The organism is Pseudomonas endophytica (assembly GCF_001411475.1).
GTDB classification, from domain to species: domain Bacteria; phylum Pseudomonadota; class Gammaproteobacteria; order Pseudomonadales; family Pseudomonadaceae; genus Aquipseudomonas; species Aquipseudomonas endophytica.
In genome coordinates this window covers 23,197-48,247 of record NZ_LLWH01000113.1, presented here as the reverse complement: position 1 = coordinate 48,247, position 25,051 = coordinate 23,197, and the positions used below count along the sequence as shown (strand labels likewise).

Sequence of the window (25,051 nt, the reverse complement as noted above, 5' to 3'; positions counted from 1 at the left end):
CATTGCGCCCCTTGGAGACCACGCGTGGTCACCGCCGGGGTGCCGATGCGCAGGCCCGAGGTCACGAAGGGCGATTGCGGGTCGTTGGGCACCGCGTTTTTATTGACGGTGATGTGCGCACGCCCCAAAGCGGCGTCGGCGTCTTTGCCGGTCAGGCCCTGACGAATCAGGCTGACCAAAAACAGGTGGTTGTCAGTACCGCCCGACACCACGTCGTAACCGCGTGTGATAAACACCTCAGCCATCGCTTGGGCATTGTCGATGACCTGCTGCTGATAGGTTTTAAAGCCTGGCTCCAGCGCTTCCTTAAAGCACACGGCTTTGGCCGCAATCACGTGCATCAACGGACCGCCTTGGCCGCCGGGGAATACCGCGGAATTGAATTTCTTCTCCAGCGCCTCGTTGCTCTTGGCCAGAATCAGCCCGCCACGCGGCCCGCGCAGGGTTTTATGGGTGGTGGTAGTCACCACGTCGGCATAAGGCAGCGGATTGGGGTACAGACCCGCCGCAACCAACCCGGCAACGTGGGCCATGTCGACAAATAGGTAAGCCCCGACTTTGTCTGCAATCTCACGGAAACGCGCAAAGTTCAGGGTTTTGGAGTAAGCCGAAAAGCCGGCAATGATCATCTTGGGTTGGTGCTCGACCGCCAGACGTTCCACCTCGTCGTAGTCGATCAAGCCGGTGGCGGTGTCAATGCCGTACTGCACCGCGTTGTACAACTTGCCCGAGAAGCTGACGCTGGCGCCGTGGGTCAAATGGCCACCGTGGGCCAAGCTCATGCCCAGCACCGTGTCACCGGCATTGAGTAGGGCCAAGTAAACGGCCGCATTGGCTTGGCTGCCGGAGTGCGGTTGCACGTTGGCGTAATCGGCGCCGAACAGTTGTTTGGCCCGGTCGATGGCCAATTGCTCGACTTTATCCACATGCTCGCAACCGCCGTAATAACGCTTGCCGGGGTAGCCTTCTGCGTACTTGTTAGTCAGACCGCTGCCTTGGGCTTGCATGACGCGTTGGCTGGTGTAGTTCTCGGAAGCAATCAGCTCAATATGATCTTCCTGACGCTGATCCTCAGCGTTGATCGCCGCTAACAAGGCATCGTCATAACCTTGGATCTGATCGTGTTTGCTGAACATTGCGTACTCCCAGCGCCAGCGCGCCATTCGTCTCGGTGAGGCTTATGCCCTTTGAGCCAGATGGTAGAGCTGGCGCTGGCCGATCAAATGCCTACGCACGCCACGCAATGGCGCGTTTACGACATCAAGCCAACGCAAATCTCTGCTGCCGTTGCCGCAGGCGGTGATAAAGCCCGCTGCATTTTGCAGATTGCGATCCAGTCACACGTTGAGAACCCCCTGCTGATTAATAAAAATCTTTGGGAATATTCCTACGCGCTGAGGGTGCTCAACGCTTCAGGGTAGTGCCTGCGGATTACATCCTTTCACATGCCGCCATCGGCAGAGACACACCAGACTTATCGCTATCGTTGAGCATGGTGGCTCAGTGTCACGCTGTCCGAATGATGTCGTCACTGACAGTCAATTTACGGTCGCAAACAGCTTGGTTTCGACCAGGCCGACAGGGAGGAAAATCAATGAGTGTTGGTTATTTCATTGGCTTGGGTGACAAAACCACCTGCGGCGGTGAGGTGTTGGATGGTGATAAGAGAATCAACATCTTTGGGCTTCTACATGCTTGCGCAGGTGATCGGGTTTCTTGTGGTCAGGACGGAAAAACGTATCGGATCGTCGGCGGGATTGCGCATATGAAAAGCCATGGCAGGCTAATGGCCGGTACGCTGGATAGCTTCAGCGATTGCCCCTGTAGGGCCCGACTGATTCCCTCGATATTTACTGCCACCTATAGAAACGGAAAGTCTGCACCACCAGCGGCCCGCAGAACGGCTCAACCGGCCTCTTCAACGGTAACCAACCCCTCGGTAGCGTCGCGTCAATCCAGTTTCACGCCTTCGAGCCATTCAGCGCCAGCGGCATTCAACCGCCTAGAGGCCCAGGAGCCGGGCTTTTATGTGGCGCCCAAGAGCATGACCCGTGAAGCGCTGGAGTCCACGCTTTTCCCCCTGCGCGATTCGGCTGTAATGAGCAAGTTTCGGGCGCTCAACCCGCATCTGGCCGAGGTTAAAGCCGGCACGATGATCGTACTGAGCGACCCGAATAACGCTCAGTGCACTCGTGAAGAAGCGCAACTGATGGAGGCCGCTCAACACGTCAAGAAGTCCCTTGAGCCCCTAACGCCGAGCGAGGCCGATTTTTTACAGCGCCATGCGGCTGAAATCGCCAGCTTTACCGGCCAGACCTCAACGTGGCTTGGCGTCAGCGCAGTGGTGATGGAAACGCACCTGACTAGCTTGCGCGACACCCTTCAAGCCATGGAACGCTTGCATCAAGCAAGCTATCGCCAACACGGCCACCTAAAGTCGCCGCAGTTCTTCGCCCATCGCCAGAGCCTGCTCGCCCAGTTGGATGCACACCTGCTGAACTCCACTCGTTTGCGTGGCCAGACAACCTTGGGCGACCACCCCAAGTTGAAAACGGCCCTTGGCATTTCCAGCCGTAGCTTGGTGCACCACTGGAGCAAGGCCGGTGCGCCGGGCCAGATCCCGGGTTACGCCACCCACGTGGACGCAACCAGTCGTGCGACCCAGTACATGAAGGCAGGTGGGTACATCGGCATTGGTATTGGCGGCGTCTCCTCGTTGTTGGCTATCCAGCAGGTGTGCAACGGCGACTCTGGAGCGGCTTGTGAGAAGGTTAAGTTTACTGAGGGGGGGAAGTTTGGAATGTCCACCTTTGGTGGTGCTGTGGGCGGGGAAATAGGCAAATTAGCGGGTATACCGATATGCCTAGCGCTTGGCGTTTCGACAGGTATTGGTGGTGTTGTCTGTGTTGCGGCCTTAGTAGGTACTGGCGCATGGGTGGGTACGACTGTCGGTGGTCAGGCTGGCGAGTATATAGGGGATAAAGTTTATCAGGCTGCACAACCATGACCAGTATCGACACTTGGCATCCTTGGGTTGCGATCTTTGTTGCGGGTGGGTGGGGTCTGCTAACAGCTGTAAGTCTTGCATTTAGTCTGTACCTGAGTCGCCGTCACCTAGACGCAATAAAAGAAGCCTTGAAGAACAGCCGTTATATTTATATATGGGGGCCGAGTCTGGGGAGGCGGGGGGTGATTTGGTCCCTCTTGGAGATAGCAAAAATCACCCAAATGATCATGATGCCGAGGGCATCACTTACCATCGGAGAACTGGACCCTGTCGATCTTGAGAACTTTCCCACTCATCTTAAACGGCTACTGAAGATCAAATTAGTGATGCTTCTGAGTTGTGCTACTTGGCTAGTGATTGTGGCTGTACTACTGAAGCTTAGATAACTTGACAGACGACTACTCCACATTGAAAACGGCCCTTGGCATTTCCAGCCGTAGCTTGGTGCGCCACTGGAGCAAGGCCGGTGCGCCGGGCCAGATCCCGGGTTACGCCACCCATTTGGATGCAACTCTTCGTACTACCCAGTATCTACACTTGGCATCTCTAGGTTGCGATCTTTGTTGCGCGTGGGTGGGGCCTGCTCGTAGTTGCCGGTAGCATCCACCGCCACGTGGACGCTATAAAAGAGGCGTTGAAGAACAGCCGTTATATTTGAGGAGATAGCTTGGGTAAACGAGATTTGATTGGGTCCCTCTTGGAGGTAGCAAAAATCACCTAAAGCCCAGCTGATTATTCCTCTTGGATAGCGTGGAGTTCTCGAAGAACACCGACTTGCCCTTTAAGGTCGCAACGTTGACCCTTATGTAATCACTCAGTGGCACAGACGTGCGATCGGCTCTTAAGGATGTTGCATATGTATCACGGAGAAAAACTCAACGCCTGGACCCACTTGGTAGGGGCTGTTGCGGCGGCTGCAGGGAGTATTTGGTTGTTGGTCGTGGCCTGTCTGGACGGCAGCCCGCAAAAGATTATCAGTGCCGCTATTTATGGTGTGACGCTGGTGCTGTTGTACAGCGTGTCGACCGTGTATCACAGCGTGCGTGGGCGCCCCAAGGCGATCATGCAGAAGATGGATCACCTGTCGATTTACTTGCTGATTGCGGGCAGTTACACCCCCTTTTGTCTCGTGACCCTGCACGGGCCGTGGGGTTGGTCGCTGTTCGGGATTGTTTGGGGCATGGCGGTGATTGGCATGCTGCAAGAGATCAAACCGCGCTCTGAAGCACGCATTTTGTCGATTGTGATCTACGCGGTGATGGGCTGGATTGTGCTGGTGGCGGTCAAGCCTTTGCTGGCGGCGCTCGGCACCGCCGGTTTTGTTTGGCTGGCCACGGGCGGGGTGATGTATACCGTGGGCATTATCTTTTTTGCCCTTGATCATCGTCTGCGACATGCCCACGGTATTTGGCATTTATTTGTGATCGCTGGCAGCCTGCTGCATTTTGTTGCCATTGCGCGTTACGTGATTTAAACGAAGCTGACGAGCAACCGCGTAGGATCTGCGGGGCGGGCCGATGGTAGCGCTGCATTAGCCGCGTCACGACGTCGAACGATAACCCCCGTAGGAGCTGCCGCAGGCTGCGAGCTTTTGACCTTAAACATCTAAAGCTCGCAGCCTTCGGCAGCTCCTACGCTGTGGGCCGGGCAGATGGTCGCGCTGCATCAGCCGTTAGTTTTTTTAGGCGGATAGTTGGTGTCACTGCGAATTTGAGCGTGGCTGATCAGGGCGAAGATACAACTGCCACCGATGATATTGCCGGCCAGTGTCGGGCCGGCAAAGATCATCCAGAAGTCATGCCATGACAACTCGCCAGCAAACACCAGGTAAGACACTTCAGCGGAGCCGACTACGATATGGGTGAAGTCGCCCAGTGCCATGAGGTAGGTGATGAGGATGATGATCCACATCTTGGCGCTCTCCATCGACGGGATCATCCAGACCATGGTTGCAATCATCCAGCCCGAGACGATGCCTTTGGCGAACATTTGACTGGCGTCGTTCTCCATCACCTTGCGTCCGATTTCGAGGAAAGCCTCGTCGGTCGGGGTGTCGAATATCGGCAAATGCAGCATGACGTAGGCCACCAGCAAGGTGCCCACAAGATTACCCACCAATACCACGCCCCACAGCCTGAGCAACCGACCGACGTTTTTTACGGTGGGTTTGCTCATGATCGGCAATACCGCCGTCAGGGTGTTTTCAGTGAACAACTGCTGGCGAGCTAGAATAACCGCCAAGAAACCCGCGCAATAACCAAAGCTTGTGATGACCTTAAACGTTTCCTCGCTGGGCAGCCTTGAAGTGAGCAAACCCATGCCCATCAACGACAAGCCCATGGTCAAGCCAGCGGCCAGCGCGGACCAAAAAAGTGCGGCGATGCTGCGCTCTAGCTCCTGATCGCCTTGCTGGCGGATGATTTCGTGCAAGACAGCGGCGCGCGGTGGTTGATGTTTGTTGATGTCGTGCTCTTCATCCGCCGACAGATTGGGGGTTTTACCGCTGTTTTCAGTGTCCATGAGCTTCATGACCGAGGGTGTGTATAGCGTACGACACGCCCGATCAGAAGCTGTTCACTGAAAAGAGTTAGCCGTTTTGCTGATCGTCAAACTGGTCTTTAACGTACTTGATTTCAGTGCGGCCATGGGCGGCTGGCAAGCCGTCTTCACCCAAGTTGACGAAGACCATTTTGTCGACCGTCAGAATGCTTTTGCGGGTGATCTTATTGCGCACTTCACAGGTCAGGGTGATCGAGGTGCGACCAAATTCAGTGGCTGTGATCCCCAGTTCGATGATGTCGCCTTGGCGCGAGGCGCTGACAAAGTTGATTTCTGAGATGTATTTAGTGACGACGCGCTGGTTGCCCAGTTGAACAATGGCGTAGATCGCGGCTTCTTCGTCGATCCAGCGCAGCAGGCTGCCCCCGAATAAGGTGCCATTGGGGTTGAGGTCTTCGGGTTTAACCCATTTGCGGGTGTGGAAATTCATATTCACTCCTGACCGTCTTGCCTTAGAGGCCTGCCATGATGTCAGACCTTAGCGCCTAGCTCTATTAACCTTGGACTATGGTCTCGATTAAACAATTAAAAAAGCCTTGGATTAAGCCTTGGGAACCACGGCGTGGATGGCTATAATCTCCCTCGCTTTAAAAACGGTCATGTTCACCCAGTACCGTTTTCCCGCCACCTGTCCGAGGGGCGCTGCAGCAGGTTCAACCTGTCAGGCTCGGATGGGGCGTTGTTTGTTCAGGGTCCCTGAGCAAGCATTAAACGCACAACGGCGCCCATTCGCGATTAAACGAATGGAGGCTCTTAATGAGCGCTGTAAACACGCCTGCAGGTTTTACCGACTACAAAGTCGCTGACATGTCCCTCGCCCCGTGGGGCCGTCGTGAAACCTTCATCGCTGAGTCCGAAATGCCAGCATTGATGGGCCTGCGCCGTAAGTATGCCGCTGAACAACCGCTCAAGGGCGCGAAGATTCTGGGCTGCATTCACATGACTATCCAGACTGCCGTACTGATCGAAACCCTGGTTGCCCTGGGTGCCGAAGTGCGTTGGTCGTCGTGCAATATTTTCTCGACTCAGGATCAAGCCGCTGCCGCTATCGCTGCTGCTGGCATCCCGGTTTTTGCTTGGAAAGGCGAGACAGAAGAAGAGTACGAATGGTGCCTTGAGCAAACCATCCTCAAAGATGGCGAGCCTTGGGACGCCAATATGATCTTGGACGATGGCGGCGACTTGACCGAGCTGCTGCACAAGAAATACCCGGCCATGCTGAAAAAGATCCACGGCGTGACCGAAGAAACCACCACAGGCGTACACCGCTTGCTGGACATGCTGGCCAAAGGCGAGCTGATGATCCCGGCAATCAACGTGAACGACTCGGTCACCAAAAGCAAAAACGACAACAAGTACGGCTGCCGTCACAGCCTGAACGATGCCATCAAGCGTGGTACTGACCACCTGCTGTCCGGTAAACAAGCGCTGGTCATTGGCTACGGCGACGTGGGCAAAGGCTCGGCTCAGTCCCTGCGTCAGGAAGGCATGATCGTTAAGGTTTCCGAAGTTGACCCGATCTGCGCCATGCAAGCCTGCATGGACGGCTTTGAAGTGGTTTCGCCGTTTATCAACGGTCAAAACGACGGCACCGAAGCCAGCATCGACACCGCTCTGTTGGGCAAAATCGACCTGATCGTGACCACCACCGGTAACGTCAACGTGTGCGACAAAAACATGCTCGCTGCGCTGAAAAAACGCGCTGTAGTGTGCAACATCGGTCACTTTGACAACGAAATCGACACCGCTTTCATGCGCAAAAACTGGGCATGGGAAGAAGTTAAGCCACAAGTGCACAAAATTCACCGTACGGGCGCTGGCGAGTTCGACCCACAGAACGACGACTACCTGATCCTGCTGGCTGAAGGCCGTCTGGTGAACTTGGGTAACGCCACAGGTCACCCAAGCCGTATCATGGACGGCTCGTTTGCCAACCAAGTGCTGGCGCAGATCTTCCTGTTCGAGCAGAAGTACGCTGACTTGCCAGCCGCGCAACAAGCTGAGCGTCTGACCGTTGAAGTACTGCCGAAGAAACTGGACGAAGAAGTGGCCTTAGAAATGGTTCGCGGCTTCGGTGGCGTGGTCACTCAACTGACCCCGCAGCAGGCCGACTACATCGGCGTGACCGTCGAAGGCCCGTTCAAACCTGAAGCGTATCGTTACTGATTAGACCCTCTTGCCCGCTCCCTTTTGGGAGCGGACTTGTATTCGGCTCTTGTATTGCCAAGGATTTGACCATGTCCCAAGACCGTCGTTACAGCTTCGAGTTCTTCCCGACCAAGACCGATGCTGGGCATGAAAAACTGATGAACACGGCTCGCCATCTGGCGACCTTTAACCCGGATTTTTTCTCTTGCACCTATGGTGCCGGTGGCTCGACTCGCGACCGCACGATCAACACTGTGTTGCAGTTAGAGAGCGAAGCCAAGATCCCTGCGGCTCCGCATTTGTCGTGCGTCGGTGACAGCAAAGACGATTTGCGCGGCCTTCTGGCTCAGTACAAAGCAGCAGGCATCAAACGTATTGTCGCGCTGCGTGGCGACCTGCCTTCGGGTATGGGGATGGCCAGTGGCGAGTTGCGCTACGCCAACGACTTGGTGAGCTTTATTCGCGAAGAAACCGGCGATCACTTCCACATCGAAGTGGCGGCGTACCCAGAGATGCACCCTCAGGCCCGCAATTTCGAAGACGACATCGCCAACTTCGTGCGCAAAGCCAATGCTGGCGCCAACAGCGCGATCACCCAGTACTTCTTCAACGCCGACAGTTACTTGCGTTTCGTGGAACGCGTTGAAGCCGCAGGCGTAACGATTCCAATCGTGCCGGGCATCATGCCGATCACTAACTACAGCAAGCTGGCGCGTTTTTCTGATGCGTGTGGTGCAGAAATCCCACGTTGGATTCGTAAGCAATTGGAAGCTTACGGTGATGATGTGCAGAGCATTCAGGCCTTTGGTGAGCAAGTTATCAGCGAAATGTGTGAGCGTTTGCTGGATGGCGGCGCGCCTGGCCTGCACTTCTACACCTTGAACCAGTCTGAGCCGAGCTTGGCAATCTGGAACAACTTGAAGCTGCCACGGTAAAACTGTGTGGCCGCTGCCGCAGCCTGCGGTAGCGGTTTGAGGTGTTGTGGCCTACAACGGAACAAAACCGTTGAGCAGCATGAAATCGGCGCGCCGTGATTGCTCTGTTATACTCCGGGCTTTCCGCCAGGCTTACGCCCGGCCGCTCGTCCTAGTACCCGGCATTCAACCCCGTTACTGCGCAGCTTTCAGCCAGCGCGAGCGCTGTTGATAAGCCTTCTGGACTGGAGCAGGACCGGACGGGATTGCGTCCCCTTAAACGCCATTCACGCCCGGCAAGACTATCCCTTTGGGCCACGCCCTAACTTAAAACAGGATTACTCATGTCCTTTGCTTCCCTCGGTCTCTCCGAGGCTTTAGTCCGTGCAATTGAAGATGCGGGCTATACCGAGCCTACTCCGGTGCAACAGCGGGCTATTCCCGCCGTGTTGCAAGGTCGCGATTTGATGGTTGCGGCTCAGACAGGTACGGGTAAAACCGGTGGTTTCGCTCTTCCAATTCTGGAAAAGTTGTTTCCCAACGGCCATCCGGACAAATCCCAGCGTCACGGCCCACGCCAACCTCGCGTGTTGGTCCTGACCCCGACCCGTGAACTCGCCGCTCAGGTGCACGAGAGCTTCAAGCTTTATGCGCGCGATTTGAAGTTTGTCAGTGCTTGCATCTTCGGCGGCGTAGGCATGAACCCACAGGTTCAAGCCATGTCCCGTGGTGTTGACGTGCTGGTGGCATGCCCAGGTCGTCTGCTCGATCTGTGTGGTCAAGGCAGTGTTGACCTATCCCACGTTGAAATTCTGGTGCTTGATGAAGCTGACCGGATGCTCGACATGGGCTTTGTCCACGACGTGAAAAAAGTCCTCGCCCGTCTGCCCGCCAAGCGTCAAAACCTGCTGTTTTCGGCGACGTTCTCCAAGGACATCACCGACTTGGCCGGCAAACTGTTACGCAACCCTGAGCGTATTGAAGTCACGCCGCCAAACACCACGGTTGAGCGCATCGAACAGCGCGTTTTCCGCCTGCCTGCGACGCACAAGCGTGCGTTGTTGGCCCACTTGATCACCGCTGGCGCGTGGGAGCAGGTACTGGTCTTCACCCGCACCAAGCACGGCGCTAACCGCTTGGCAGAATACTTGGATAAACATGGCCTCAGCGCTGTGGCGATCCACGGTAACAAGAGTCAAAACGCCCGAACCAAAGCCCTTGCCGACTTCAAAGCCGGTTCAGTGCGGATCTTGGTAGCCACCGATATTGCGGCCCGCGGTCTGGACATCGACCAGTTGCCACATGTTGTCAACTTCGAACTGCCTAACGTCGATGAAGACTACGTTCACCGTATCGGTCGTACTGGCCGTGCCGGTCGTTCGGGCGAAGCGATCTCGCTGGTCGCGCCGGACGAAGAAAAACTGCTGAAAAGCATTGAGCGCATGACCAAGCAGAAAATCGCTGATGGCGATCTGATGGGGTTTGACGCCAGCGCTGTAGAAGCCGAAAAACCAGAAGTGCGCGAGCGTCCGGACGTGCGTAACCCACGCAATCCGCCACGCGGCCCGCGTGGTGATGGCCCCGGTAATCCGGGCGGTGGCGGAGGTCGTAAAGACAAAGGCAAAGACAAGGGCAAAGAAAAGAGCAAAGAAAAGCCAGCCGCTGCACGCAGTGAGCGCCCGGTACGTGAGCGCAAACCACGTGAGGGGCAACCTGCTCGTGAGCCGCGTCAATCTATCCCGCGTCCTGACGCCAACCGTGCGCCAGACGAGTTCCGTGATGATGATGTGGACAACTTTGGTAACCGCGCTGATTACGTCAGCCCGTACCAAAACAAAAACAACCAAGGCCGCGACCGTCGTCCGGGTGCTCCCGCGCAAGGTGCAGGGGCTACCAACCGTTCGGGTGGTCGTCAAAACACCCCACGTACTGGCACCGGTGCAAGCACGGGCACCCCGCCAGCCAAGCGCAGCGGCCCACGCAGTGGTGCCCCTCGTGACGGCCAAGCCCGTCGTGACAGCCGCCCGCCGCGTGATGCTGCGCGCCAAGAGCCTGCGGTTAAAGGCCAACGTGAGAACCAGCCGAAAATCATGCACAAGGAGTCCAAAAGCGATCGCTTTTTGACCCCGGAGCAGCTGGATCAACTGCCGAACCGCCCTCGCGGTGAGAAGCCTGCACTGTTGACGCGCAACCGCTGAGCTTTATGACAGTGGGGTTCACAGTAGGAGCTGCCGAAGGCTGCGAGTTTTAAAAGTCGCACCCCCCGGTAGCGCCTACAAACATGCGCAAAGTTATATTTTTGCCTAAGCATGAACAATAGCCTCCGTAGGAGCTGCCGAGGAACGAAGGCTGCGAGCTTTTGATCTACCGGGCCGCCCTAAAATCTAAAGATCGCAGCCTTCGGCAGCTCCTACGGGGCATGCGCAAGTCATATTTTTGCCTAAAAAAACGCCCCGGCTCTCACAAGCCGGGGCGTTTTTTTAGCCGTATAAAAGCGCTATTACTTAGCTTTCACGCCTTCGAGCGAGATGTCCAAGTCCAGCGTCTGGGAAGTTGGGCCTGGGCCTTTGATGCCGAAGTCGCTCAGGTTCAGCGTGGTAGTTGCGTTGAAGCCAGCGCGTTCACCGCCCCAAGGGTCTTTGCCTTCGCCGTTGAATGTGGCCTTGAAGGTCACAGGCTTAGTCACGCCGTGCAGCGTCAGGTCGCCAGTCACGTCAGCGGTCTTGTCACCGGTGGCCACAACCTTGGTCGACTTGAAGGTCGCTTCAGGGTATTTGGACACGTCCAGGAAGTCTTTGCTGGCGATGTGCTTGTCACGTTCGGCGTGGTTGGAGTACAGGCTGGCGGTCACCAGAGTCACGTCAATTTTGCTGTCCGCAGGCTTGGCCGCGTCCCACGAGAAAGTACCTTTCCAGTCTTTGAACGTGCCATGAATGAAGCTGTAACCCAGGTGGCTGATTTTCCAGTCGATGAAGGCGTGTTGGCCTTCTTTGTCGATCGTGTAATCCGCAGCCATTGCTTGACCGGCGGTCAGCAGAGCAGTCCCAAGTGCCAAAGCGGCGAGCGTCTTTTTCAACATGCGTTCTATTCCTTTTGAATTGAGGTTGAGCATCAGGCTTTGCGACCCAGCATACGAGTCAAGGTCACATCACGATCAATAAAGTGGTGTTTAAAGGCGGCTAGACCATGCAAAACAGCGAAGATCACCACAGTCCAAGCCAGCCATAGGTGCACAACGCCGGCAACATCAGCCTGATCGGGCAGGCTGGATATCAGTGCCGGTACTTCAAACAGACCGAAGACAGGAATACCAACGCCCTCGGCTGTAGAGATCAAATACCCCGCGGTCATGAGGGCAAACAAGCTCAGGTACAGAAAAAAATGACCAAACTTGGCGCCGACACGGGTGGCAGGACTATAGCTTGCGAGCGCAGGTGGAGGGGGGCTAATAAACCGCCAGACCAGGCGGATCACCATGACCGCTAGCAGCGTCAGACCGATGCTTTTATGCAGGTCGGGCGCTTCTTTGCGCCAAGGGTCATAGTAGTCAAGACCTACCATCCACAAGCCCAACGCAAACAACCCAAACACGGCCAGAGCTACCGACCAGTGCAGGAAAATGCTAACCGCACCATAGCGGGAAGATGAGTTACGTAGCTGCATTGCCAACATCCTGTGGGAATTGACGATAAGACTAATGGTTTATCTATCGAATGAAAGCGCATTTTTTTGCTGCAAACCATCGACAAATACGATGCTTAGACTGTGTGTGGAGCATTAAGCAAGCGTTAACAATAGCCGCACGAAGTGTTTTGTGCCGAACTGTGTCCCGAATGTATACACGATAATGACCGGATAGTCGTAATGGCTTGTTACAGGGCTGTGCATTGCATAGGCTTGCAGGCTTATTCACCCGCAGACGCCGGGAACCAGCGCCAGGAGAGTGTAAATGGGCCTGAATAATCAGTGGATGCAGCGCGACCTTGCGGTGTTATGGCACCCCTGCACCCAAATGAAAGATCACGAACAGTTACCGCTGATCCCGATCAAGCGCGGCGAAGGCGTGTGGCTCGAAGACTTCGAAGGCAAGCGTTACTTGGATGCCGTGAGCTCTTGGTGGGTCAACGTGTTTGGCCATGCTAACCCGCGCATTAACCAACGCATCAAGGATCAAGTTGACCAGCTAGAGCACGTGATCTTGGCGGGTTTCAGTCACCAGCCAGTCATTGAATTGTCTGAGCGTCTGGTAAAAATGACCCCCGAGGGCTTGAACCGCTGCTTCTACGCCGACAATGGTTCGTCGTGCATCGAAGTGGCGCTGAAGATGAGCTTCCACTACTGGCTCAATCGCGGTCAGCCCGATAAAAAACGCTTCGTGACCCTGACCAACAGCTACCACGGCGAAACCATGGCGGCGATGTCTGTGGGCGATGTGCCGCTGTTCACCGAAACCTACAAAGCCTTGCTACTCGACACGATCAAAGTGCCGAGCCCTGATTGTTACTTGCGCCCTGAAGGCGTGAGCTGGGAAGAGCACTCGCGCACGATGTTTCTGGCCATGGAACAGACCTTGGCCGAACACCATGAAACAATTGCCGCAGTGATCGTCGAGCCGTTGATTCAGGGTGCAGGCGGCATGCGCATGTACCATCCGGTGTACCTGACCTTGCTGCGCGCGGCGTGTGATCGTTATGGCGTACACCTGATTCTCGACGAAATCGCGGTCGGCTTTGGTCGCACCGGAACCATGTTTGCCTGCGAGCAAGCCGGTATCACCCCAGACTTCTTGTGCTTGTCCAAGGCGTGGACCGGAGGCTACTTGCCGTTGGCGGCTTGTCTGACCACCGATGAGGTGTACAGCGCGTTCTACGACGACTATCCAACCCTACGCGCCTTCCTGCATTCCCACAGCTACACCGGTAACCCGCTGGCGTGTGCGGCGGCCTTGGCGACGCTAGATATTTTCGAGGACGACAACGTCATCGAAAACAACAAAGCACTTGCCCAGCGCATGGCCACTGCAACTGCTCACTTGGTCGATCATCCGCATGTCTCGGAAGTACGTCAGACCGGTATGGTGTTGGCGATTGAAATGGTGCAGGACAAAGCTACTAAAACGGCTTATCCCTGGCAGGAGCGGCGAGGCTTGAAGGTCTTCCAACATGCGCTTGAGCGTGGTGCGTTGTTGCGCCCATTAGGCAGTGTGGTGTATTTCTTGCCGCCTTACGTGATCACCCCTGAGCAAATCGACTTCTTGGCTGAAGTGGCCAGTGAAGGGATCGACATTGCCACTCGTACGGACATCAGCGTGGACGTGCCTGCGAACTTCCATCCTGACTTCCGGGACCCGGGTTAATTTAATCTTCTGTGGGCGCAGCCGGTCGACGCGCCTACAGGAGGAATTTCAGAGAATTTAAATGAGAGTGTCCCGCTTCTTTATTGATGCCCCACTGAGCCTCGGTGAGCATGAACTGCCTGAAGCTCAGGCGCATTATATTGGCCGCGTGCTGCGTATGGCCGAGGGCGATGCCCTGCAAGTGTTCGATGGCTCTGGCCAAGAGTTTCTGGGGCGCTTGCTAGAAGTTGGCAAAAAACGTGTACGCGTTGTGCTCGATCAAACCATCGCTGGGCAAGTTGAATCGCCATTGGCTGTCCACTTGGGGCAAGGTTTGTCCCGGGGTGAGCGCATGGACTGGGCGATTCAAAAAGCCACTGAATTGGGGGTGGCAGAAATCACGCCGATCATGAGTGAGCGGTGCGAAGTGCGGCTCAAGGACGAGCGTGCCGACAAACGCTTGGCGCATTGGCGGCAAGTGGCGATCAGTGCGTGTGAGCAATGCGGCCGTTCGCGGGTGCCGGTAATCCACCCTCCGGTGCTGCTCAGCGAGTGGATCAACACCACCCAAGCAGACCTCAAATTGGTGCTGCACCCCGTGTCTGAGCCGTTGACCGCCCATGCAAAGCCTGCGCGGTTGGCATTTTTGATCGGCCCAGAAGGCGGTTTGACTGACAACGAAGTGGCCCACGCCCAAGCGGCTGGTTTCCAGTCTGCACGCCTCGGCCCCCGTGTGCTGCGCACCGAAACAGCTCCGGTCGTGGCGTTAGCCGTTGCCCAACAGCTGTGGGGTGATTTCTAAGCCCACCCTTTACCCGCGCCGCGAGCCAAGGGGCGATAGGCTCATCGCCCCACGGCTAAGCCGATGAGTCTTGCGCCTTACTCCACCGGATCACTGACCGGCTTGGCGATGATCTGTTTCAGTTCGGCGGTCATCGGGAATTCCAGGTTGAGGCCATTCGGTGGAATGGGCTGTTCGAACCAGCGCTGGTAGATCCCATTGATTTCGCCCGACTGATACAAGTCCGCGAGCGCTTGGTTTACCGCGGCGAGCAATTGCGGATCATCTTTGCGCACCATGCAGCTGTAGATTTCACGGGATTGCTCATGGCCTACCACGACCCAGTTATGCGGATCGCGGGCTTTGGCACGTTCGCCGTACAGCAGCGCGTCATCCATGTAAAAGGCCACGGCACGACCTGTTTCGAGCATCTTGAACGCCTCGCCGTGATCTTTGGCACTGACCACGTTCATGTTCATGGCGTGATCAGCGTTGTAACTCTTAAGAAAGCGCTCATTGGTGGTGCCCGCCGTGGTCACTACGTTTTTATCGCGCAGATCGTCAAAGCCTTTGATACCGCTATTTTTCGCGGTCAACAGTTGGCCTTTGACGTAGATAAATCCATACGAGAACGCCACCTGCTTTTGCCGCTCGGCAGTCACGCCGGTCGAACCGCATTCCAGATCAACCGTGCCGTTTTGCACCAGCGGGATACGGGTTTGCGAGGTGACTAGGTTGTATTTGACCTTGAGCGGCTTGCCGCCCGTTTGCTGTTGGATGCGTTCGACGATTTTGTTCGCCAAATCAACCGAATAGCCCATGGGTTTACCGCTGTTGTCGCCCACATACGAAAACGGTACAGATGCATCGCGATAACCCAGGGTTATGCTTCCAGAATCAGCGATTTTCTTAAGCGTGCCTTGCAACGGCGCTTCATTGGCGTGCAGTGAGTGGCTGAGTAAAAGACCCAGCGTACAACTGATCAACGTGAGTTTTTTCATCTTCTTATTCTCCGGTTCAAGCTGATTAACGGCGCACAGCAATGACGCTGATTTCCACCAGCACCTGTGGCCGCGCCAGTTGGGCTTGCAGCGTCGTGCGCGTAGGCGCTTTGCCTTCGGACAACCAGGCTGACCACACCGCGTTCATGGGGGCAAAGTCGCGCTCAATGTTTTGCAGATAAATCGTGGCGTTAAGGATGTGGTCTTTATCGCTGTCGGTTTCGGCCAGCAAGGCGTCGATTTTATTCAGGACCTCTTGGGTCTGCGCCGCGATGTCTTCACTTTGGGTCGGAACCTGTCCAGACAGAAACACCAGCGCCTCAAAGGTCGCAGCGGCGCTTAAACGGTCATTGCTGTGAATGCGGTGAATCGTCATTGGACATTTCCTTGTTGTGTAGGTGATTTTTCAGGCGGCATGCAGCGCCAAACCTTGTAGGTCGATGGAGGTTTTACGTTGTGCAATCAACTCGCTCAGCAAGCGCCCGCTGCCGCAGGCCAAGGTAAAGCCCAGCGCGCCATGCCCCAAGTTGAGCCACAGATTGCGATAACCACTGGCGCCCAAAATGGGCACGCCGCTGGGCGTCGCAGGGCGCATACCCGCCCATTCAATGGCGTGCTGGTAATCACCGGCTTCGGGGAACGTGCTCTGCGCCAGTTGGCGCATTTGCGCGAGGCGTTTTGGGTCGAGCGAGGCATCGAAACCGACGATGTCGACCATCGCGGCAATCCGCAGTTGGCTGCCAATCCTGGCGTATACGATCTTGCGATCGTAGTCGGTGATGCTCACATTGGGCGCTTTGGTCAGGTCATCTAGGGGCAGGGTGAGGCTGTAGCCCTTGAGCGGATACAACGGCAGACTCAGCCCTGGCACGCTCAAGGCTGGGCTGTTATGGCCCGCAGCCAGCACCACTTGATCCACCGGCAGCACGTCATCGACCATGTGTACTGCTTTGATCTCGCCTTGAACATGCTCAAGGTGGGTAACGGTTTTACCCAGCAAAAAGGTGCAGCGCCCTGACGCCTGCAAGCGTGCGTAAAGCTGTTGGCAGAAGGCGTGGCAATCACCCACTTCTTCATCGGGTGTGTAAATACCGCCGACAAAAGCTGAGCCCTGTAAGCCAGGCTCTAACGCTGAACATTCGTTGGCGGACAGCGCCTGCTGAAATGAACTGTGGATAACTTTCTGACGAGCCTTGTCGAAGTGGGACTGCTCGCGAAAGGTCACCAACTTACCGTTCCGACGCCATTGGAAGCCGTCGAGATGATCTTCCTCGCGCCATTGCTGCAAGGTGGCTTGGCTCAGCAATGCCAAGCGTAATAGATGTGCGCCATTGCGCTGGTTAACCGAACCACGACACGCCGCCATAAATGACGCCAGCCAGCGCCATTGTGCGGGGTCCATACGCGGGCGCAGTTTGAGCGGCGAATCGCCACGCAACATCCAGCCCAGCGCCTGCCACGGCACGCCAGCATCTGCCAGCGGCGCGACGTAGCGGTAAGACAATTGGCCGCCATTGGCAAAGCTGGTCTGGCTGGCGAGTGTCGGCCGGGCTTCGATCAAGCTCACTTCAAAGCCATCACGCACCAGCGCATACGCTGTTGCCAGCCCGATAACTCCGCCGCCGATGATGCAAACGCGCTGTCCCATCTCAGTTCTTTCCTACAATTGTGCGGGTTTCAGATTAGGGGCAGGTGACAGCACTTGAACAATGATTAAAGATGCCTAACCCATAAACAAAGGTTATGGACTGCCCTTATGCGCTTGCGACACATCGAAATTTTCCAGGCGATTCGACAGACCGGCTCGATCAGCGCTGCTGCTCAATTGCTGCATGTCTCGCAACCTGCGGTGAGCAAGGTGTTGCAGCATGCAGAGCTGCAACTGGGGTTTCCGTTATTTTTGCGTGTGCGTGGCAAATTGCAGCCCACCCCAGAGGCGCTGCTGCTGGAACGCGAAGTCGAAAAAGTCAGCGAGAGCGTACAAGGTGTACAGCGGCTGGCCGAAAGCTTGCGGCGCACGCCGGGCCATCGTTTACGGATTGGCAGCACCCCGGCGCTGGCATTGTCTTTATTGCCGCCTGTGATTGGCGAGTGGACGCGCCGTTATCCCGACACGCGATGCGAATTGGCGAGCGCTCACAGCCGTGAGCTGGTGCAAAACCTGTTGATGCGTGAGCTGGATGTGGCGTTGACCTTCAAACAGCCCGACCACCCAGGGCTTAAAGCGCAGGCGTTGGCTCACGGCGTACTGGTCGCGCTGGCGCCACGAGGTTACTGGGCACACGACCGCGAAGGCGTGCCGCTGGAGTTGCCTGAATTGGCGGATGCACCGTTGATTGGTCTGAGCAGCGCCGATCCGTTGTTTTCGCGGCTGGACAGCTACCTCAAAGCCATTGAACCGCCGCCTCGCATCAGCATTGCGGTGCAAACCTATTCATTGGCGCGGGCGATGGTGGAGTCTGGGGCGGGGTTGGCCGTGATTGACCCGTTTACCGCATTGGGCGCCTCACGGGCCAGTACGATCATTCGTCCGCTGAGTCCGGCGTTGCCGATCACGCTCTACGCGCTGACCCGAGCCGACGAGGCGCCGGTGCATGTATTGGAAGGGTTGCTGGAACTGTTCGCCGAGCGTGCCAATGAACAATTACAGCGAATAGAGAAAGGCCAAGAAACCCTGTAGCCGCAGGCGACTACAGGGTTGCGTGCTTACTTCGGCAGTGCGTACACCACCACTTGGTCACCCACTTGATCTTTCATGATCGAGTTGCCGCCTGCGACAAAGGCGACATATTGCTTGCCTTTGTACTCATACACCGCAGGGTTGGCGACAGCAGGGGCCATGACGATGTCAGACCACAGCTCTTTACCGTCATCCAGTGAGTAGGCGCGAACCTTGGCGTCCATCGAGGCACCAATGAACACCACGCCACCGGCTGTTACCGCTGGGCCACCAATGGTAGGCGAACCCATGTCTTCGGGCATGTACCAGCCCCACTGTTGAACCGCACCCATCGGCCGACGCCATTTCACGTCACCGGTTTGCATGTTGATGGCCACCAATTCCCCGAACGGTGGCGCCCAGCAAGGCATACCGGCCCAGTTCTGCGCGTTCAACAACGACATGCCGTAAGGCGCGCCGATTTGCGGGTAGAAGCCGTTTTCGTTACCAGCATCTTTAGGCTGTTTATCGTAGGACGCACGATCCCACAGCTTGATCATTTGCACGATGTGCGAGGTGTTGACGATGGCCACTTGGCTGACCGGGTCAAACGCTACACCGCCCCATTGCACACCACCGGCGCTGTCTGGATACGCCAGCACGCCGTTACCTTTGGTGGTCGGTGGCGAGTACATGCCGTCGTATTCCAGGCCGTCCCACATTTTGCTGCACTGGCCAAAGCCGACGATGTCAGCGATTTTCCAGATGGCAGGTTTTTTCGACTGATCCAGTAACGGAGCAGGCTTGGTGGGGAACGGTTGAGTCGGTGAATAGACTTCGCCTTCAATGATGCCTTTAGGCACCGGGCGCTCTTCAATCGGCCACACGTCTTCACCGGTACGACGGTCAACCGTGAACAGGAAGCCCATTTTGGTCGCTTGAACCAGCGCCGCGACAGGTTTGCCGTTAACCGTGATGTCCATCAGGGTCGGTGCAGAGTTGATGTCGTAGTCCCACAGATCGTGGTGAACCCACTGACGTGACCAAACGACTTTGCCCGTGTTGATATCCAACGCAGTGGTCGAGGTGCCGAGTGGGATCGGGTTAGTCCGGTTGCCGCCCCAGTAGTTAGGTGACGGAGAGGACACAGGGATATACAGCAGGCCCAGAGCTGGATCATAGGACATGCCGGTCCAGATATTGGCGGTCCCGGTTTTCCCGGCTTCTTCATCAGGAATAGGCTTGAATTCCCACTCCAGCTCGCCAGTACGAGCGTTCAGGGCAAACAGTGAGCCTGGCGATTCGACTTCGTATTCCCAGTCTTTACCGGCCCAGCCGACGATCAACTTGTCACCGATAACGGTTGGCGGCTGCAACTGCGACAACGGCCATTTGTTGTTCTGCTTGTTCCACTGGTTAACATCCACAACGCCGTTTTTGCCGAAGTTTTCACATGGCTTACCGGTATCCGCATCGACTGCATACAACTGCGCGGTCATGTTGCCCAGGTACACCATCTTTTGGCAGGCCACACCCGCTTGCGGGTCTTTCTCTTGCCAGTAAGACACACCGCGTGACTTCAGCGCAGGCTGTGTTTCTGCCACTAGCGCAGACTTGGTGTCGTATACCCACTTCTCTTTACCACTCTCGGGGTCAAGGGCAATGATCCGGTAGAAAGGCGTGCCCACGTAGAGCGTGTCGTTGGCAAAAATGGGCGTGGCAGACCAAACAGTTGCGGGTGTTTTGCCCGCGCCGTCAGACATGTCCCCGGTGAAATACTGCCAGACCTTCGTCAACTGACCGACGTTGTCCTTATTGATTTGAGTCAGTGGCGAATACTTCTGCGAACTGAGCTGGCCGTGAAAGGTGTCCCATTCTTTACCGGAAGGCACCGGCAGCTTGGCCTCTTCAGCCGAGAGGGTCGGCGCAGCGAGAAGCGGCGGTGGAACTACGTAAGACGTGTCTGCATGTGCAGTAGAAATGCCCGCCAGCATGCAGAGGGCGGGTGCTGCCAATAGAGTTTTTTTCATTGCGCTCATCTCACGCTCTCCTTGTCGGCTGGCTGCCAAACGTTTCAATGAGGACACCTAAAGCGCACACAATTAGCACAGCGACTGTCCACCAGCCATGTAGCAACAACGCGGCAAAAAACGTCCCGATAACACCGACCCAAGCCAGAAACAGGAAAAAAGCTCTCGCGCCTCCGGCCCCGGTCTTGATCAATAAAAGCCCCAAAATAAACAGTACAAACTCGGCCAACATGGCGACCATTGCGCCACCTGAGTCTGTAATCCCGGATAACGGGGTGAAAAATCTATACGCAGTGATGCATAAAGCGACCAGCGCAGTGATGATCACGATATAAGCGCCGGTATGGCGCCGTGGGGGGGTAAAGGCAGCAGACGTACTCATCACTCTCTCCTTTTGTGACGTGCTTTTTACATTTTGAAACCAGTGTAGCCAAGCTTACAAGAAACGCATGCAAGAGAGCGAAATGACTTTTTGGAGGTCAAGGCTGCGATTTTTTGACTTGAAAATCGCAGCCTTGGCCAGTACTTGCGGGGGGAAAGAGGATTAATGCGTGTGTTCGGACTCAGCGGGTGCAGGCGTATCTTTTGTGACGTGGCTGACCAACTTGCCGATGGTCAAGCCCTGGAGCAGGATCGAAGACAGCACCACGATGTAGGTGATACTCAAGATCAGGTCACGCTCTGGGCCCAATGGCAACGCCAAGGCCAACGCGACTGAAACGCCGCCCCGCAGGCCGCCCCACGTCAGAATGCGGATGGTGCCACGTGGCACCGTACGCCAGCGACGCAGCAGCACAATGGCTGGGGCCACAGTGAGTAGGCGAGACAGCAAAATCGCCACGGCCAACAGGCCAGCAGCCATCAAGTGCAGCCAAGAGAACGGCAGCAGCAACAGTTCCATACCGATCAACGCGAAGAGCAGCGCGTTGAGCATGTCATCCAGCAACTCCCAGAAACCGTCCATGTAGCGACGGGTCATGTCGTTCATGGCCTTGTTGCGGCCCAAATTACCAATGATCAAACCGGCCACCACCATCGCAATCGGCGCAGACACGTGCAGCTCACTGGCCATGGCCGAGCCACCGATGACCAGCGCCAGCGTGAGCATGACTTCGATTTGATACTGCTCAATACTTTTGATCATCAGGTACACCAAGTACCCAATCAGGCCGCCAAACACCACGCCGCCAATGGCCTCGTGAGCGAATAGCATCGCGGTGGCGCCAAGGCTCGGGGTTTCGCCCAATTGCACGATGCCCAGCAACACGGTGAACACCACAACCGCGGTGCCATCATTGAACAGCGACTCGCCAACAATCGTGGTTTTCAGTGGCTTAGAGGCGTTGGCTGTACGCAGTACACCGAGCACGGCAATCGGGTCGGTGGGTGAAATCAATGCGCCAAACAGCAAGCAATACATGAAGCTGACATGCCAGCCGAACAGTTCAAAAATCCAGTACGCGAGGCTGCCGATCACCGTGGTTGCGATCAGCACGCCGAAAGTCGCCAACAGACCAATCGGCCAGCGATAGCTGCGCACATCATTGATATTGACGTGCAAGGCGCCCGCAAACAGCAGGAACGAGAGCATCCAGTTCATGAGCAGATCGCCGAAGTCGATCTGGCCGATCAGCTCTTGCACACGGTCTTCGAGCCCTGGAAAGCCGATGAAGCTCAAACCTTGCAACAGTAGAGAAAACATCAACGCGGTGACCATGACGCCAATCGTTGGCGGCAGGCCGATAAAACGGTAGTTCACGTAAGTGAGGAGTGAAGTCAGACAGATAAACGCAGCAACAAGCTCAAGCATCCGGGATCCTGTGGTGGCGTGAGTGAATGGAAACCCGACGGTGCGGGCTTTTAGTTTGATGTAACCATACTTGTCAGGGACACATCTTGGGTAGGTATGTGTTTTTAGAGGAAGGGGTTTTAACCGTCGAGTCACTGCGAAGAACCTTTTGCCGCCCCGAGGCTCTTAGGCTCTGTAGACCGGCGCTGATTAGCATGCGCGTGACCCCACTCTAAAAAGGAAAACTCCAATGACGGTTGCCTTCTGGTGTGTACTGATTGCTCTGTTTTTGCCGTATGTGTGCACCGGTGTTGCCAAGTTCAGCCAAGGCAAATTCGGGCCTCGTCAGAATCACGATCCGCGAGGGTTTCTAAGCACCGTTGACGGGGTCGCCAAGCGCGCCGACAACGCTCAACTCAACAGCTTTGAAGTGACCCCGGCCTTTGCGGCGGCGGTGATCATTGCCGACATCGTCGGCAACGCCCAGCCCGTGACCCTCGACGTACTCGCGGTGTTATTTATCACCAGTCGCCTGCTGTACATCATCTGCTACCTCGCCGATTGGGCGATGTTGCGTTCGATTGTCTGGGTGATTGGCATGGGACTGATCGCTAGCTTCTTTTTTGTGTCGATGTGAATCAGCGCACGATCGACAGGGGCGAGGCAGCGCGCCCCTGTAACAGAGCTAAGGTGTTTGCCAGTCAAGAAGTTAGGCGTTTTGTTGCTGCTTAGCCCGTAGGCTTTGGCGAACGCCAGCTTTGTCGTTCAAGTAGTCCTCTAAGCCTTTTGAACGTAGGCTGCAGGCTGCGCAGTGGCCGCAGCCGGCGCCTATGAGGCCGTTGTAGCAGGTCAGTGTCTGGTCACGAACCAGCTCAAGTTGGTGATGGGTGTCAGCCAATGCCCATACTTCAGCTTTGTTTAACCACATCAGCGGCGTTTTAATGTGTACGTCGTAGGCCATGCCTAATGCGATGGCTTGGTTCAGTGATTTTACAAACTCATCCCGACAGTCCGGGTAGCCCGAAAAATCAGTTTCACACACGCCGGTGATTACGGTTTTAGCTTGCACTTGGTAAGCATAAATAGACGCCAGTGTCAGAAACACGATATTGCGCCCCGGCACGAATGTACTCGGTAAACCGTTTACAGGCGCCGACGCGTCAGGCACTGGCATGTCATCACGGGTCAGGCTGCTAACAGTGAGTTGGTTCAGTAGTGAGGCATCCAAGACAGTGTGTTTTGTGGCACCCAGTTTTTTTGAAAGCGCTGAAGCAACGTCTATCTCCGCTCGGTGACGTTGGCCATAGTCAAAAGTGACGCAGTGAACTTCGTCATACAGAGGCAGTGCCTGTAATAAACAGGTGGTCGAGTCTTGCCCGCCACTGAAGACGATAACCGCTTTGTTAGTCATGTTTTTCACTCGATAAGTGCTGCGCAGGAATGACGCTAGACAGCGACGCCTGAGACTATTCCGCGATACGGGCAGGAACAAGCAGGCAGGAATGTCTAGGTACTTTCCAAGCTCAGAAGAGGATTTGCCCTACCGATCACTGTGTAGGAGCTGCCGCAGGCTGCGATCTTTTGATCTTTAAACGATCGCAGCCTGCGGCAGCTCCTACGCGTGGTCAGTCGTTACTGCGGCAGTTCGGCACCTTTAGGCCATAACAGCCAGATGTTGCCTTTCTGTTTCATGTCGCCCGCTATTTGCCCGGCTTGAGGGCCGGTGCCGACGAAGAAGTCAGCGCGCACTTCACCCGCAATTGCGCCGCCCGTGTCTTGGGCGGCGACCGGGCGAATAATCGGCTGGCCATCTGCTTGTGTGGTCGACAACCACAGCAGGCTGCCCAGTGGGATCACTGAACGATCCACCGCCACGCTGTATCCGGGTGTCAGCGGCACGTTGAGAGAGCCGCGTGGGCCTTCGTTGCTGTCAGGGTTTTGGGTGAAAAATACATAGCTGGGGTTGCTTGCCAGCAACTCATGCACGCGCTCAGGGTGAGCCATTGCCCATGCGTGAATAGTGCCCATGGTGACGTCTTCTTTTTTTAGTTCGCCCTGTTCGACCAGCCAACGGCCAATAGGCTTGTAGGGATGCCCATTTTGGTCAGCGTATCCGATGCGCAGTTGGCGGCCATTTTCTAGCTGTACTCGGCCCGAACCCTGAATTTGCAAAAATTGCAGGTCCATCGGATCGGTCAGCCATGCCAGCACCGGAGCGTTCAGCCCTTTGCTGTAGATGGTTTCGGCGGTGTCATAGGGCTTGAGTACTCGCCCTTCAAGACGACCGCGCAGGCGTTTACCTTTGAGTTCAGGGTAAATGCTGTCTAGGTTCACTACGATCAAGTCAGACGGAATACCGTAAATCGGCACATTGGCATTGGCGGTCTGTTTTAGGCTGCCGGGGTAAACCGGCTCGTAGTACCCGGTGATCAAGCCGTCACTGCTGCCTTCGGCCGAGCGCAAGCTGTACACATCCAAGTGAGTTTGCAGAAAGCTGCTGACCTCGGCCACGCTCGGGTTGGCGGGCAAACTGGCGGCAGCGCTGCACAGGCTCCCCCAGTTGGGGTCGGCTTTGAGCCGGGTACACGCACTGCGCCATGAGGCAAAACCGTTTTGCAGATCGACACCGGTCACTTCGGGGAGCGCACTCCAGTCGGCTTTGCTGTACGTGGTGTGAGGGGTAGGTTTGTCGGTGTCTTTGTCGGTGCCATTGCAGCCCGCCAGCAACATGACAATCGGCAGCGCCCAAGCCAGAGGCTTGAAAAGTGATTTCATCTGCGATGTTCCTTCAAGGGTTGCCGAGGTCAGATAGCCGTCGAGGCAACCGT

General features: G+C 56.0%; 23 protein-coding genes and 1 riboswitch. Of the genes, 10 read left to right on the top strand and 13 right to left on the bottom strand.

Translation table 11 applies throughout. From position 1 onward, the window contains the following. The coding region (glyA, locus tag AQS70_RS09340) for a serine hydroxymethyltransferase (protein WP_055102530.1) at positions 1 to 1,136 on the bottom strand (1,136 nt) is incomplete at its 3' end. A 51-nt stretch (positions 1,137 to 1,187) separates the two neighbouring features. Here glyA and AQS70_RS09335 point away from each other — a divergent pair. The 3 genes from AQS70_RS09335 (at position 1,188) to trhA (ending at position 4,481) form a co-directional block, all read left to right on the top strand. After that, positions 1,188 to 1,421, top strand: coding sequence for a hypothetical protein (locus AQS70_RS09335; protein ID WP_156355080.1), 234 nt, complete (start codon positions 1,188 to 1,190; stop codon positions 1,419 to 1,421). Between the two features lie 173 nt (positions 1,422 to 1,594). Continuing rightward, entirely contained in the window at positions 1,595 to 3,007 is a 1,413-nt protein-coding gene (locus AQS70_RS09330; protein WP_055102528.1) for a PAAR domain-containing protein, read from the top strand. A gap of 856 nt (positions 3,008 to 3,863) precedes the next feature. Then, the gene (gene trhA / locus AQS70_RS09320; protein ID WP_055102526.1) at positions 3,864 to 4,481 is read left to right on the top strand and encodes a PAQR family membrane homeostasis protein TrhA; all 618 of its coding nucleotides are present in this window, start codon (positions 3,864 to 3,866) and stop codon (positions 4,479 to 4,481) included. A 191-nt stretch (positions 4,482 to 4,672) separates the two neighbouring features. Here the strand turns inward: trhA and AQS70_RS09315 are convergent, their stop codons facing one another. Next, on the bottom strand, positions 4,673 to 5,527 hold the full coding sequence (locus AQS70_RS09315; RefSeq protein ID WP_055102525.1) for a formate/nitrite transporter family protein: 855 nt from the start codon (positions 5,525 to 5,527) through the stop codon (positions 4,673 to 4,675). 67 nt (positions 5,528 to 5,594) lie between these two features. Continuing rightward, entirely contained in the window at positions 5,595 to 5,996 is a 402-nt protein-coding gene (locus AQS70_RS09310) for an acyl-CoA thioesterase (protein ID WP_055102524.1), read from the bottom strand. A gap of 198 nt (positions 5,997 to 6,194) precedes the next feature. After that, a riboswitch (S-adenosyl-L-homocysteine riboswitch) is annotated at positions 6,195 to 6,300 on the top strand. A gap of 22 nt (positions 6,301 to 6,322) precedes the next feature. On the opposite strand from AQS70_RS09310, the gene ahcY reads away from it, so the two are divergent. The 3 genes from ahcY to AQS70_RS09295 all read left to right on the top strand — a co-directional run bounded on the left by ahcY (position 6,323) and on the right by AQS70_RS09295 (position 10,826). Continuing rightward, positions 6,323 to 7,732 (top strand): adenosylhomocysteinase, encoded by a 1,410-nt coding sequence (ahcY, locus tag AQS70_RS09305; RefSeq protein WP_055102523.1) that lies wholly within the window; start codon positions 6,323 to 6,325, stop codon positions 7,730 to 7,732. 71 nt (positions 7,733 to 7,803) lie between these two features. Then, positions 7,804 to 8,649 (top strand): methylenetetrahydrofolate reductase [NAD(P)H], encoded by an 846-nt coding sequence (gene metF / locus AQS70_RS09300; protein WP_055102522.1) that lies wholly within the window; start codon positions 7,804 to 7,806, stop codon positions 8,647 to 8,649. 323 nt (positions 8,650 to 8,972) lie between these two features. Continuing rightward, on the top strand, positions 8,973 to 10,826 hold the full coding sequence (locus tag AQS70_RS09295; protein WP_055102521.1) for an RNA helicase RhlE2: 1,854 nt from the start codon (positions 8,973 to 8,975) through the stop codon (positions 10,824 to 10,826). Between the two features lie 302 nt (positions 10,827 to 11,128). On the opposite strand, the gene AQS70_RS09290 is transcribed toward AQS70_RS09295, so the two are convergent. Further along, a complete protein-coding gene (locus AQS70_RS09290; RefSeq protein ID WP_055102520.1) occupies positions 11,129 to 11,707 on the bottom strand; it encodes a YceI family protein in 579 nt (192 codons plus the stop codon). 32 nt (positions 11,708 to 11,739) lie between these two features. Then, the gene (locus tag AQS70_RS09285) at positions 11,740 to 12,291 is read right to left on the bottom strand and encodes a cytochrome b (protein ID WP_055102519.1); all 552 of its coding nucleotides are present in this window, start codon (positions 12,289 to 12,291) and stop codon (positions 11,740 to 11,742) included. Positions 12,292 to 12,577: 286 nt separating this feature from the next. Here AQS70_RS09285 and AQS70_RS09280 point away from each other — a divergent pair, with 286 nt between their 5' ends. Together AQS70_RS09280 and AQS70_RS09275 are read left to right on the top strand one after the other, a co-directional pair. Further along, a complete protein-coding gene (locus AQS70_RS09280) occupies positions 12,578 to 13,984 on the top strand; it encodes an adenosylmethionine--8-amino-7-oxononanoate transaminase (protein ID WP_055102518.1) in 1,407 nt (468 codons plus the stop codon). Positions 13,985 to 14,045: 61 nt separating this feature from the next. After that, positions 14,046 to 14,765, top strand: coding sequence for a 16S rRNA (uracil(1498)-N(3))-methyltransferase (locus AQS70_RS09275; protein ID WP_055102517.1), 720 nt, complete (start codon positions 14,046 to 14,048; stop codon positions 14,763 to 14,765). Between the two features lie 77 nt (positions 14,766 to 14,842). On the opposite strand, the gene AQS70_RS09270 is transcribed toward AQS70_RS09275, so the two are convergent. Genes AQS70_RS09270 through AQS70_RS09260 form a run of 3 tightly spaced genes read right to left on the bottom strand, consistent with a single transcriptional unit; the run spans position 14,843 to position 17,393 of the window. Next, positions 14,843 to 15,745, bottom strand: coding sequence for a transporter substrate-binding domain-containing protein (locus AQS70_RS09270; protein ID WP_055102516.1), 903 nt, complete (start codon positions 15,743 to 15,745; stop codon positions 14,843 to 14,845). A 25-nt stretch (positions 15,746 to 15,770) separates the two neighbouring features. Beyond that, positions 15,771 to 16,121 (bottom strand): RidA family protein, encoded by a 351-nt coding sequence (locus AQS70_RS09265; RefSeq protein ID WP_055102515.1) that lies wholly within the window; start codon positions 16,119 to 16,121, stop codon positions 15,771 to 15,773. A 30-nt stretch (positions 16,122 to 16,151) separates the two neighbouring features. Further along, positions 16,152 to 17,393: a D-amino acid dehydrogenase gene (locus AQS70_RS09260; RefSeq protein ID WP_055102514.1), complete on the bottom strand. Its 1,242-nt coding sequence runs from the start codon at positions 17,391 to 17,393 to the stop codon at positions 16,152 to 16,154. A gap of 108 nt (positions 17,394 to 17,501) precedes the next feature. Here AQS70_RS09260 and AQS70_RS09255 point away from each other — a divergent pair, with 108 nt between their 5' ends. Continuing rightward, positions 17,502 to 18,425 (top strand): LysR family transcriptional regulator, encoded by a 924-nt coding sequence (locus AQS70_RS09255; protein ID WP_055102513.1) that lies wholly within the window; start codon positions 17,502 to 17,504, stop codon positions 18,423 to 18,425. 26 nt (positions 18,426 to 18,451) lie between these two features. Here AQS70_RS09255 and AQS70_RS09250 read toward each other — a convergent pair whose 3' ends face one another. From AQS70_RS09250 to AQS70_RS09240, 3 genes are all read right to left on the bottom strand, one after another. Further along, entirely contained in the window at positions 18,452 to 20,443 is a 1,992-nt protein-coding gene (locus AQS70_RS09250) for a pyrroloquinoline quinone-dependent dehydrogenase (protein WP_055102512.1), read from the bottom strand. Between the two features lies 1 nt (position 20,444). Further along, positions 20,445 to 20,816: a hypothetical protein gene (locus AQS70_RS09245; RefSeq protein ID WP_055102511.1), complete on the bottom strand. Its 372-nt coding sequence runs from the start codon at positions 20,814 to 20,816 to the stop codon at positions 20,445 to 20,447. 162 nt (positions 20,817 to 20,978) lie between these two features. Then, positions 20,979 to 22,244 carry a cation:proton antiporter gene (locus AQS70_RS09240; RefSeq protein ID WP_055102510.1) on the bottom strand — a complete coding sequence of 422 codons (1,266 nt, stop codon included), beginning with the start codon at positions 22,242 to 22,244 and terminating at the stop codon, positions 20,979 to 20,981. Positions 22,245 to 22,473: 229 nt separating this feature from the next. On the opposite strand from AQS70_RS09240, the gene AQS70_RS09235 reads away from it, so the two are divergent. Beyond that, positions 22,474 to 22,860, top strand: a complete 387-nt coding sequence (locus AQS70_RS09235; protein ID WP_055102509.1) for an MAPEG family protein — start codon at positions 22,474 to 22,476, stop codon at positions 22,858 to 22,860. 72 nt (positions 22,861 to 22,932) lie between these two features. On the opposite strand, the gene queC is transcribed toward AQS70_RS09235, so the two are convergent. Both queC and mltA read right to left on the bottom strand, forming a co-directional pair. Continuing rightward, positions 22,933 to 23,634: a 7-cyano-7-deazaguanine synthase QueC gene (gene queC / locus AQS70_RS09230; RefSeq protein WP_055102508.1), complete on the bottom strand. Its 702-nt coding sequence runs from the start codon at positions 23,632 to 23,634 to the stop codon at positions 22,933 to 22,935. A gap of 221 nt (positions 23,635 to 23,855) precedes the next feature. Next, the gene (mltA, locus tag AQS70_RS09225) at positions 23,856 to 24,998 is read right to left on the bottom strand and encodes a murein transglycosylase A (protein WP_055102507.1); all 1,143 of its coding nucleotides are present in this window, start codon (positions 24,996 to 24,998) and stop codon (positions 23,856 to 23,858) included. Positions 24,999 to 25,051 lie beyond the last annotated feature (53 nt).